The sequence below is a fragment of the Nocardioides mesophilus genome (assembly GCF_014395785.1).
Lineage (GTDB): Bacteria > Actinomycetota > Actinomycetes > Propionibacteriales > Nocardioidaceae > Nocardioides_B > Nocardioides_B mesophilus.
In genome coordinates this window covers 1,788,733-1,798,167 of the sequence record NZ_CP060713.1, presented here as the reverse complement: position 1 = coordinate 1,798,167, position 9,435 = coordinate 1,788,733, and the positions used below count along the sequence as shown (strand labels likewise).

The 9,435-nt window shown below is 75.1% G+C and carries 10 protein-coding genes; 4 read left to right on the top strand and 6 right to left on the bottom strand.

All coding sequences use genetic code 11. The features are described 5' to 3' along the window. Positions 1 to 24: 24 nt before the first annotated feature. Genes H9L09_RS08505 through H9L09_RS08495 form a run of 3 tightly spaced genes read right to left on the bottom strand, consistent with a single transcriptional unit; the run spans position 25 to position 3,244 of the window. Positions 25 to 483, bottom strand: coding sequence for an HIT family protein (locus H9L09_RS08505; protein WP_187580195.1), 459 nt, complete (start codon positions 481 to 483; stop codon positions 25 to 27). A 35-nt stretch (positions 484 to 518) separates the two neighbouring features. Next, the gene (locus H9L09_RS08500) at positions 519 to 1,163 is read right to left on the bottom strand and encodes a response regulator (RefSeq protein WP_187580194.1); all 645 of its coding nucleotides are present in this window, start codon (positions 1,161 to 1,163) and stop codon (positions 519 to 521) included. Next, on the bottom strand, positions 1,160 to 3,244 hold the full coding sequence (locus tag H9L09_RS08495; protein ID WP_187580193.1) for a sensor histidine kinase: 2,085 nt from the start codon (positions 3,242 to 3,244) through the stop codon (positions 1,160 to 1,162). Before H9L09_RS08495 ends, H9L09_RS08500 begins: the two co-directional genes overlap by 4 nt. Before the next feature lie 143 nt (positions 3,245 to 3,387). Between H9L09_RS08495 and H9L09_RS21990 the strand changes: the two genes are divergently transcribed. The 3 genes from H9L09_RS21990 (at position 3,388) to H9L09_RS08485 (ending at position 6,369) form a co-directional block, all read left to right on the top strand. Beyond that, positions 3,388 to 3,789, top strand: coding sequence for a hypothetical protein (locus H9L09_RS21990; RefSeq protein ID WP_246456366.1), 402 nt, complete (start codon positions 3,388 to 3,390; stop codon positions 3,787 to 3,789). A 302-nt stretch (positions 3,790 to 4,091) separates the two neighbouring features. Next, positions 4,092 to 4,802 (top strand): ABC transporter ATP-binding protein, encoded by a 711-nt coding sequence (locus H9L09_RS21985; RefSeq protein ID WP_246456365.1) that lies wholly within the window; start codon positions 4,092 to 4,094, stop codon positions 4,800 to 4,802. Next, positions 4,777 to 6,369 (top strand): hypothetical protein, encoded by a 1,593-nt coding sequence (locus H9L09_RS08485; RefSeq protein WP_187580191.1) that lies wholly within the window; start codon positions 4,777 to 4,779, stop codon positions 6,367 to 6,369. The genes H9L09_RS21985 and H9L09_RS08485 overlap by 26 nt, the downstream gene beginning before the upstream one ends. A gap of 303 nt (positions 6,370 to 6,672) precedes the next feature. On the opposite strand, the gene H9L09_RS08480 is transcribed toward H9L09_RS08485, so the two are convergent. Beyond that, positions 6,673 to 7,377, bottom strand: a complete 705-nt coding sequence (locus H9L09_RS08480) for a GAF and ANTAR domain-containing protein (RefSeq protein WP_187580190.1) — start codon at positions 7,375 to 7,377, stop codon at positions 6,673 to 6,675. Between the two features lie 203 nt (positions 7,378 to 7,580). Continuing rightward, complete coding sequence (locus H9L09_RS08475) at positions 7,581 to 7,808, bottom strand: hypothetical protein (RefSeq protein WP_187580189.1); 228 nt, start codon at positions 7,806 to 7,808, stop codon at positions 7,581 to 7,583. A gap of 162 nt (positions 7,809 to 7,970) precedes the next feature. On the opposite strand from H9L09_RS08475, the gene H9L09_RS08470 reads away from it, so the two are divergent. Beyond that, positions 7,971 to 8,471, top strand: coding sequence for a protein-tyrosine phosphatase family protein (locus H9L09_RS08470; RefSeq protein ID WP_187580188.1), 501 nt, complete (start codon positions 7,971 to 7,973; stop codon positions 8,469 to 8,471). A 49-nt stretch (positions 8,472 to 8,520) separates the two neighbouring features. Here the strand turns inward: H9L09_RS08470 and H9L09_RS08465 are convergent, their stop codons facing one another. Then, positions 8,521 to 9,405, bottom strand: coding sequence for a phosphotransferase family protein (locus H9L09_RS08465; RefSeq protein WP_187580187.1), 885 nt, complete (start codon positions 9,403 to 9,405; stop codon positions 8,521 to 8,523). Positions 9,406 to 9,435: the final 30 nt, after the last annotated feature.

Below are 9,435 nucleotides of genomic sequence, written 5' to 3'. Positions count from 1 at the left end.
GGCCGCGCCGGGCCCCGGGGCCGACTAGGAGAGCGCGGCCCGGACGGCGAGCGCGAGACGGTCGCGCTCGCCGGCGGGCAGCCACCGGTCCTGGTCCTCGCTGAGGAAGCTGAACACCCGGGGTCCGCGGGCCTCCGCAGGGTGCTCGGGCTGCCGCGGCACGAGGTGCAGGTGCAGGTGCGAGAAGCCCTCTGCCTCGGAGAACTGCATGAGGTAGGTCTTCACGCAGCCGGTCACCGCCTCCAGCGCGACGCCGAGACGACGGACCAGCCCGCCGAGCTCGTCGGCGGCCTCCGGGGTCAGGTCCGTGAACGAGAGCACGTGCCGCGTCGGCACCAGCACCAGCCAGCCGGGCAGGGTGCTGTTGAACGCGTGCGCGACCCGCCAGTGGTCGGTGTGCACGACGTCCTCGCGCGGCGGCAGCACCGCCTGCGCCTGCTGGTCGCACGGGAAGCATCCGGGGACGAGGTCGCTCGAGGTCATCGGGGCACTCTAGGGCGCCGTCGGGCGCCGAGCGCTCAGGCGGTGCCGAGGCCGGCGTCGCGGGCGCGGGCGACCGCCTCGGCCCGGCCGGCGACGTGGATCTTGGCGAACACGTTCGAGACGTGGTTGCGCACCGTCTTGTCGCTGAGGAAGAGCCGGCGGGCGATCTCGAGGTTGGTGAGCCCGCGCGCCACCAGGTCGAGCACCTCCCGCTCCCGCTCGGTGAGCTCCGGGAACGGCTCGACCGAGCGGCTGCGGCCGGTCGCGAAGTAGGAGAGCACCCGCGGCGCGATGGTCGCGGAGAAGACCACCTCGCCGTGCGCCACGGCGGTCAGCGCCCGGTGGATCTCGGCGCGGTCGGCTCCCTTGAGCAGGTAGCCGCGGGCCCCGGCGCGGACGGCCGCGAACACCGAGTCGTCCCCCTCCAGCATGGTCAGCACGAGCACGGCCACCTCGGGCTGCGCCTCGGTGACCGCGCGGGTGGCGTCGACGCCGTTCATCACCGGCATGTGCAGGTCCATCATCACCACGTCCGGGTGCAGCGTGGCCGCGCTCGCGACCGCGGCCGCGCCGTCACCGGCCTCGCCGACCACCTCGACGTCGGACATCGTGGACAGCGCGGTGGTCAGCCCCTCCCGGTAGAGCGGGTGGTCGTCGACGACGAGCACGCGGATGCTCATCGGACCTCCTTCTGGTCGGTCGGTTCGGTCAGGTCGGTCGGGTCGCTCAGCGGGAGCGAGGCGGTGACGGTGGTGCCGTGCGGGGAGGTGCTCACGGTGAGGGTGCCACCGAGCTCCTCGGCACGCATCCGCATCGAGGTGAGCCCGACCCCGCGGGGCGCTCCGTCGCGGAGCCCGGTGCCGTCGTCGCGGACCTCGACCCGGAGCCGGTCCGGCTCCCGGTGCAGGAGTACGTCGACGTGCCGGGCGGCCGCGTGCCGCACCGCGTTGGTGGCCGCCTCCCCCGCGATCCGGTACGCCGCCACCTCGACCGCCGCGGGCAGCGGCCGCCCACCCCCGTCGGCCAGTCCGTCGGCCAACCCCTCGGCCAACCCCTCGGTCGCCGTGCGCACCTCGGTGTCCGGGGTGGACAGCCGGGCCGTCAGCTCGCGCACGGCGCTGGCCAGCCCGAGCTCGTCGAGGGTCGGCGGCCGCAGCTCGTTGACCAGGGCGCGCACCTCGGCGACCGCGGCGTTGAGCCGCGGCACCAGCCGGCCGAGCAGCGCGGTCGCCGCGGCCGGGTCGTCGGGGGCGAGGTCGCGCGCGGTCTCCACCTGCAGCGCCAGCGCCGCCAGCGAGGGTCCGATCCCGTCGTGGAGGTCGTGCCGCAGCCGGCGCCGCTCCTCCTCCCGGGCCAGCACCGCCTCCTCGCGCGCGGCGCGGGCCGCCCGCTCGAGCAGCACCGTGTGCGCGGCGATCGCGGTCTGCCCGCCGAGCCGGTCGAGCACCGCCCGGTCGTTCCACGTGAAACCGCCGGAGCGCTCGACCGAGAGCGTGCCGAGCCGGTCACCGGCGTAGCGCAGCGGGATCTCCAGCACCGACTCGACGTCCGGAGCCGCCGCCGGCCCGGCCGCCGGCCCGGGCACGCTCTCGGCCGCCGACCCGTGGGCGACCAGGACGGTGCCGTCGCCGAGCCGCAAGGTCGCCCGGTCGGCCCGCATCGCCCGGGCCACCGAGGTGACCACCGAGGGCAGCAGCCGGTCGTCCGCGGACCCGATCTCTCCGACGTCCTCCAGCCGGTGCCCGAGCCGGGTCAGCACCTCGTAGGGCTCCACCTCCCAGCCGTGCACCCACCGGTTCACCTGGCGGCGCAGGAAGGCGTGCACCGGCAGCACCAGCAGCGCGACCGCCGCCGCGGTGAGCGTCGCGCCGGCGGTCTCGTCGTCCAGGATCTGACCGACGGGGCCGACCAGCAGCACGTACGCCGACGCCGCGATGCCGGTCAGCAGCAGGTACAGCACCGTGCGCGAGAGCACCACGTCGACCTCCCAGAGGCCGTGCCGCAGCACCGCCACCCCGATGGCGACCGGCAGCGGCAGCATCGCGAGCGCGGCCAGCGGCTCCCCGACCAGCACCGGGGCCAGCCGCGAGAGCGCCATCAGCGCCAGCGTCGCGAGCACGCCGAGCAGCACCCACTTCAGCTGCTGGCGCACCAGCCCCCGGGCCCGGCGTTGCCGCAGCACCAGGGCGGCCACCGCGGCCGGCACGGCGCCGAGCAGCAGCACCGCCCCGAGCGGGGCGAGCAGGTCGGCGACGGCCTGCAGCCCGACCGGGTTCGTCTGTCCCTCGAGGGCGGCCGGGAAGTCCTGCGCGTCGTACGGCGTCAGCGCCCAGCCGGCCGCGACGACGCCGACCGCGGCGAGGGCCATGAGCAGCAGCGGCCGCCACCGCCGGGAGAGCAGCGTGCCGTCGGGCATCAGCAGCGGCAGCACGGTCACCACGGCGACGTACCCGGGGGTCCACAGCCACGAGCCGAACCACGCGGCCCACTCGCCCAGGGCGCCGGCGGGGTGGGCGAGCGCGACCTCGGCGGCGAGCACCGCGACCCCTTGCGCCAGGCCGATGCCGGCGACCAGGGCGCGCAGGAGGCCGGCGGAGGAGGCCCGGAGCGCGACCGCGAGCGAGCCCCAGCCGATCGCGGCGGCCACCCCCATCAGCCAGAAGGACGGCTGCACGGTGCGGTCGGCCGCGGCGTTCGCGGCGTGCAGCAGCGCGCCGCCCACCCCGCAGAGGACGGCCACCACCCCGGCGAGCGCTGACATGTCGACATTGTCCCGACGCCGGAGTCCCGGCGTCACGGGACGAGAAGTCCCGACCCGGATCGTGACAGACGGGCGTGGTGACCGGGACGCCGCCGGGCCGAGGCTGGCGGAGCAGTCAGACCACCGAATCGAAGGAGCCCAGCATGACCACGATCACCACACGTACCTCCCCGCGCGACCCGGCCGCGGCCCGGCGCCCGGTCACCGCGACCGTCGTCGTCGCGCTGACCGTGCTGCAGACGCTGTTCGCAGGCTACGGCGCGGTCTACTTCACGCTGCTCGACGGCGTCACCGACATGGCCCTGACCTTCCTGCTGACCTTCGAGTCGGTGACCGCCTTCGGCCTGCTGTCCGCGCTCGCGCTGGCTCGTCGCAGCGCACTCGGCCGCGCCGGGGTGGTCGTCTACGGGGTGTGGATGCTCATCTTCAGCGCGTTCAAGATCGGCTACATCCACGAGGCCGCGGCCGTGCCGTTCGCGGTCGTCGGCCTGCTGGTCCTCGGGCTCGCGCTCGCCCCCGGCACCCGGCGGTACGCCGACCGCTGAGCGGCGCCCCGTCGTCCCGGCCCACCGACCGCGGTGGGCCGGGACGACGGCTGTGCGTGATTCCGGCGGCCGGGGGGCGGTGGTGCGGAGCCGGTACGACGGCTGTGCGCGATTCCGGCGGCCGGGGGGCGGTGGTGCGGAGCCGGTACGACGGCTGTGCGCGATTCCGGCGGCCGGGGGGTGGTGGTGCGGAGCCGGGACGACGGCTGTGCGCGATTTCGGCGGCTGGGGGTTGGCCGCGACTCGGACGAATCGGCGCGAAACCGGGGCACGGGCCGGACCGGCCGGGGAGAATCGCCGGAGTGAGCACCCCGATCGTCGACGTCACCGCACTATGGGTCCGGTTCGGCCCGGTGGACGCGGTCCGCGGGATCGACTTCTCGGTCCCCGCCGGTAGCGCCACCGCGCTGCTCGGCCGCAACGGCGCGGGCAAGTCCACCACCATGCGCGTGCTGGCCGGCGTGATCCCGCCGACCGGCGGCATCGTCACCGTCGACGGGCTCGACATCGCCCGGCAGACGCTGGCCGCCAAGCGGGTCACCGGCTACTGCCCCGACGTCGGCGGCCTGGTCCCGCGGGCGACCCCCTGGGAGCACCTGCAGCTCGCCGCCCGGCTGCGCCGGCTGCCGGCCGGCTGGGAGGAGCCGGCCCGCGACCTGCTCGAGCGGTTCGACCTCGGCGCGGCCGCCCATCGCGTGACCGCCGGCTTCAGTCACGGCATGGGCCGCCGGATGTCGGTGATCCTGGCGGCCTTCCACGAGCCGCGGGTGCTGCTGCTCGACGAGCCCTTCGACGGGGTGGACCCGCTCGGTGTCGAAGCGACCATGGAGGTGATCGCCGACGCGCGCGCCCGGGGTGCCGCGGTCCTGGTCTCCACCCATCTGCGCGAGCTGGCGGTCGACGCCTGCCAGGACGCGATCGTGCTGCGCGGCGGCTCGGCCGTCGCCGCCGTACCCGCAGCCGACATGACCGGGGAGGCCGGTGCCGGTGTCTACCGCTCCCTCCTCGACTGAGCCGCACGGCCCGGCCCCGCTGAGCCCGCCGGGCACCGGGCTGCGGCTCTCGCGCCGCGAGCGGGTGCAGTGGGCGATCGCCGACGTCGGCGCGCTGCTGCGGTTCCGGTCCAACGGGGTGCGCGGCCGCTCGCGCACCGCGGTCATGCTCGCCCTGGTACTGATCCTGACCGTGACAGTGCTGGTCTCCTGGCTGCCCGGCTACCTGCCCGACGGCGACGGCCGCCACCAGGACGTGCTGCTGCTGCTGCCGACCGGCTACATCGGCCTGCTGGTGATCTCGATCGTCTCCGCGGCGGCGTCCGGCGGCGGCCGCGAGCTGCTGCCGCGTGAGCAGGCGGTGGCCTACCCGGTCAGCCCCACCACCGACCACCTGGGCGCGTTGCTGATGGCGCCGCTGAACATCGCCTGGCTGCTGCAGGCGTGGACGCTGCTCGGCGCGACGTCGTACGTCGTCGGGCCGACCTGGAAGCTGCTGCTGGCCCAGGTCCCGGTGCTGCTGTGGCTGTTCGCGGCCACCGCGCTGGCGCAGGTGGTGGCCTGGGGGATCGAGTGGCTGCGCCGCGGCACCCACGGCCTCCTGACCGTTCGGCTGCTGGTGATCGCGCTCGGGGCGTCGCTGGCGGCGCTGATCTCCAGCGACAACCTGGTGCCGCTGCTCGACCGCAGCCCGACCCTGCGGATCACCTTCGGCGTGCTCTACGGCGCCGACGGGCAGGTGTGGAACTGGCTCAAGGTGGTGCTCGCGCTGGTCGCGCTGGCCCTGGCCGCGGTGGTGGTCGGCGCCTGGGTGGCGACCGCCGTCGTACGCCGTCCCGCCCGCGACGAGCTGCGCGAGGAGGCGTCCTCGCGGCCGCCCCGACCGCACGCCGGATCGGACCTGGCGGCGCTGCTGCGCACCGACCGGGTCGGCATCTGGCGCTCGGTGCCGCTGCGCCGCGGCCTGGCGGTGCTCGCGCTGCTGCCCGGCCTGGTCGCGCTGGCCGGGGGCCTGGACTGGTCGATGCTCAGCATCCTGCCGGGCCTGGTCGCCTCCGGCGGGGCGTTGCTGTTCGGGGTGAACTCGTGGTGCCTCGACGGCCGCGGGGCGCTCTGGCGCGACAGCCTGCCGGTCTCCCCGCGGCTGGTGTTCTGGTCACGGGCGACGGTGCTCGTCGAGGTGCTGCTCGTGGCCACGGTGCTCACGGTGGTGCTCGGGTCGCTGCGTGCCGGCCCGCCCACCAGCGCCCAGCTCGCCGGCGTGCTCTGCTGCGGCCTGGTGGTCACCGTGCAGGTGGTCGCCACCTCGTTGCGCTGGTCGGTGAAGCGGCCGTTCGCGGTCGACCTGCGCAGCGCGCGGGCCACCCCGGCGCCTCCGGTGGTGATGGTCGGCTACTCCGCGCGGCTGGCGCTGACCACCACGCTGACCGGCATGGTGTTCGGGGCCGCCACCTACGCCTCATGGCCGTGGTCGGTGCTGCTGGCGCTGCCGTTCCTGCTCTTCTCAGCCGCCAAGCTGGTCGGCACCGCGAACGAGTGGGCCGACCCGACGACCCGGTCCATGGTGGTCGCGACCGTCGCCAGCTGAGCCGCCGCCACCTGTCGCGTCCGGATTCCGGTCACAAGGGGGTTCCGGATCGCGGGGCCGGGCCCTACCCTGGTCTCGCGTTCAGGCGAGAGCGCGGACGGCCCACCCACGGCACGTGGATCTGATGGACGACGACCGCTCTGGCACGTCTGCCCCCTCCCTCGAGGAGGGTGCTGCTCCCGCCGCCCGCGGCAGCTCCACCGGACCGCCCTGTGACTCCGGGTCCGGCGAGGGCTGCTTCGGGGGTGTCCTTGCCGGACCCGGCACGAGCGCAGCTGCCTGCGGGCGGCGGCCGGGGACGGCTCAGCCGCCCTGGTCGGCGCTCTCGTTGCCCTGGTCGACGATCTCCTGCGCGATCGTGCGCAGCTTGACGTTGGTGTGCTGCGAGACCCGGGTCAGGTGACCGAACGCGCGGTCCTCGTCGAGGGCGAAGCGCTCCATCACGATCCCGATCGCCTGCCCGATGACCTTCCGGCTCTCCATCCCGACGGTGAGGTTCTGCACCCGCTGCATGCGGCCGACGGCGACGGCGGCGTGGGCCGCGAACAGCTCAGCCGCGTGCTCCACCTCGGGATCGATGGTGTCGCTCCCGGTCGAGTACAGATTGATCGCCCCGAGCGTCTCCTCCTCGACGTAGAGCCGGATCCCGAGCTGGGCCCTGAGCCCCAGCTTGAGGGCCTGCGGCACGTAGCGGGGCCAGCGCTGGTCGTGCCGGATGTTGTTGACCACGACGACCGGCTCGGACCGGGAGACCACGGCGTGCACGCATGGCCCTTCGCGGAGCTCGTACTGGAGGGCGTCGAGCTCCCAGACGATCCGGGCGGTCCCTGCCACTGTCTCGATCTTGCCGCTCTTGTGGGAGATCGAGATGCCGACGTGGTCGACGCCGGGAAGCGATCGCTTGGCGACGTGGACGATGGTGTCGAAGGTGCCGTCGAGGTCGTTCGCCGAGTTGATCTCCCGCGCTGCCCGTGCCAGCGACACCGCGATGTCCAACCGCTCGGCCATGGTCTCTCCAGTGCTGCGTCGTCGACGGACGACAGGCTTGCCCGGGGCGACGCACGACCAACGGGAATTGAGCCAAGCGGGCGGGCCTGCGGTTCGCAGCCCGTCGTGAGCCTACAACCCGCGCGAGGGGCCGCGTGCCGTCGAGCGCCGGGGCCGACGGCGGCCGCCCTCGGGCGCGGGCGGCCGCCGGGCGGGGGCGCGGCTCAGGCCTGGACGGTGCGGACCGGCCGGAAGCCCGGCTCGGCGGCGGAGGCGTCGTAGACGAGGGCCCCCTGGTCGACGAGGTCCCACAGGGTCGCCACGACATCGCTGCGTCCGGCCCGGACCTGCGCGGTCACGGTGGCCGCCACGTCGCCGGCGGACCAGGCCCCGTCGGCGACGGCGTCGAGCACCGACGAGGTGAGCTGGGCGGGAGTGGTCTGCAGGGTCATGTCGTCCTCCGTGAGTGTCGCGTCTCCACCCACGAGTCTCGGCGTGCGAGGAGCCGACGGTCAGGGGTCCAAAGGTCCTCGCACGCGGCCGAAAGGACCTGGTTCGTCCGGCCCCCGGCACCGGAAGGAGTCCCGCCGACCGCGACGGGGTAGGACGGAGGGGTGCCCGAGACGACCGAGACCCTGAACTGGACGACCGACCCCGTGGACCTGCCGGGAGTGGAGCCCGCGGACCCGCCCACCGAGATGCTGGCCGGGCGGCTCTGGCACGGCGGCTGCCCGGTCGACTTCGACTGGGTCCGGGCCACCGGCGTGGACCTGGTGGTCGACCTGGCCGACCCCGACGCGTATCCGCCGGCCGAGCAGATCGACGGGCTCGCCTATCTCAAGTGCCCGCTGGTCGACGGCGAGACGGTTCCCGACCCGGCGCTCACCACCGGGCTGGCCCGGCTGGTGGCCGACCTGGTCCGGGACGGTCGGCAGGCGCTGGTGCACTGCACGTTCGGACGCAACCGCTCGGGCCTGGTGACCGCGCTGGTGGTGCGCGAGCTGCTCGGCCTGACCGGGGCGGAGGCGTTGCGCTACGTGCAGGACCGCCGCGACCGGGCGGCGAACAACGAGCAGTTCGCGCAGTGGCTGCGCTCGCTGCCGGCGCCCGCCTGAGCGTCGCCGCGACGCCGCCGGGCCGCGGTACGGCGGTGCGCCGGAGCCGTCACAGCGCGGTGCGCCACACCGGCAGCTCCTGCGCCAGCCAGTCCAGGTCCCGGCCGTGGTGGCGGCTGTCCCACAACCGGAAGGCGACCCCGCCGAGGTCCGCGACCCGGTCCAGCACCGGCAGCCCGGGCCAGCTCCGGACGTCGAAGCCGTAGGCCGCGCAGAACCCGGCGTAGGCGCGGCGGGAGATCTCCCCGGCCCGGACCCGCCGGGCCGCGCTGGCCAGGTCGTACTCCCGCGGGGCGCGGGCGACCCAGTCCAGGTCGATGAGCCGAGGTCCGGTCGGGGTGCGCAGCACGTTGGAGGGCGAGACGTCCCCGTGGATGGCGCCCACCCCGACCTCGGAGCCCACCTCGTCGAGGGCGGTGAGCAGCACGTCCCGGGCGCCGAGCAGCACCGCGGCCGCCTCCTCCGGCAGGTCGGCGACCTGGGAGGCCAGCCGGGACAGCGGTCTCCAGACCGGCACCTCGGCGACGGCGTGCTCGTCGTGGAATGCGCGGAGCAGGCCGCCGAGCGCGCGCCAGGACACGGGCCGGGCCGCCGGGAGCCACGGGGCGACGGTGACGACGCCGTACGACGTGACCACCGCGGGGAGCAGCGGCAGGTGCGCGGAGGTGGAGCCGGCCAACGCCCCGCGCAGCCGGTCCAGGTGCCCCGGGTCCGTGCCGGGTGGGTAGACCTTGACCGCCAGGTCACCCGAACGCAGCACCACGGTGGTCAGCGCGCTCACCACCGCGGGCTCCGGCAGCGGCACGGGCAGGGACGGCCGAGCCTCGGCGAGCGCAGCGAGCGCCTGTGGCGCACCCCAGCCCGGCGCCGGAAGCGGCAACGCGACGCCGGTCGGCAGCGGGGCGGTCGCGGGGGCCGGGAACGTGAGCGACATCGGGACTCCGGTGGGGATCTGGGCCACCAC

Excerpts from the sequence above, each read along its gene's own strand:
- H9L09_RS08505 (WP_187580195.1), bottom strand. The coding sequence starts at position 483 with ATGACCTCGAGCGACCTCGTCCCCGGATGCTTCCCGTGCGACCAGCAG.
- H9L09_RS08500 (WP_187580194.1), bottom strand. The coding sequence starts at position 1,163 with ATGAGCATCCGCGTGCTCGTCGTCGACGACCACCCGCTCTACCGGGAG.
- H9L09_RS08495 (WP_187580193.1), bottom strand. The coding sequence starts at position 3,244 with ATGTCAGCGCTCGCCGGGGTGGTGGCCGTCCTCTGCGGGGTGGGCGGC.
- H9L09_RS21990 (WP_246456366.1), top strand. The coding sequence starts at position 3,388 with ATGACCACGATCACCACACGTACCTCCCCGCGCGACCCGGCCGCGGCC.
- H9L09_RS08480 (WP_187580190.1), bottom strand. The coding sequence starts at position 7,377 with ATGGCCGAGCGGTTGGACATCGCGGTGTCGCTGGCACGGGCAGCGCGG.
- H9L09_RS08475 (WP_187580189.1), bottom strand. The coding sequence starts at position 7,808 with ATGACCCTGCAGACCACTCCCGCCCAGCTCACCTCGTCGGTGCTCGAC.
- H9L09_RS08465 (WP_187580187.1), bottom strand. The coding sequence starts at position 9,405 with ATGTCGCTCACGTTCCCGGCCCCCGCGACCGCCCCGCTGCCGACCGGC.